Consider the following 574-nt stretch of genomic DNA (forward strand, 5'->3'; position numbering starts at 1 on the left):
AAGTTGTACCGCAGGAAGGATTGTGTCCTCGTTTTTGCCCATTGGACGCTGTACGCGAGTCCAACCATCAAACTTAAGGATACGACCTTTCGCTTTTAGCGTGTATTCCGCCGCTTTTACGCTGATTGTGGTTGAATCATATTCTGCAGGTGTCATTTGACACGCAACGAACTGATTCCAGATCAGTGAGTAAAGCTTGTGAGCATCCGCATCTACACCTTGCAAGTCTTCTGCTTTCACTGACACATCAGATGGACGAATCGCTTCGTGCGCTTCTTGAGCACCTTCTTTGCTGCCGTACGTTAGTGGCTTAGCTGGAAGATACTTGTCACCAAACTCTGAATCAATGAAGTCACGAACAGCATCAACTGCTTCCGCACTCAAGTTAGTCGAGTCGGTACGCATATAAGTGATGTAACCCGCTTCATACAGACGCTGAGCTAACATCATGGTTTTCTTAACGCCGTAACCTAAACGGGTACTTGCCGCTTGCTGCAATGTTGATGTGATGTATGGCGCAGAAGGCTTGCTCTTCGTCGGGCGGTCTTCGCGCTTACACACTTCGTAGCTTGCG

Annotated in this window: 1 protein-coding gene; it reads right to left on the reverse strand. The window is 48.3% G+C overall.

The genetic code is table 11. From position 1 onward, the window contains the following. Positions 1 to 574: DNA topoisomerase (locus R7Q11_RS28185; protein WP_263857225.1), on the reverse strand; the 574-nt coding region annotated here is incomplete at both ends.

Source organism: Vibrio sp. 970 (assembly GCF_033339075.1).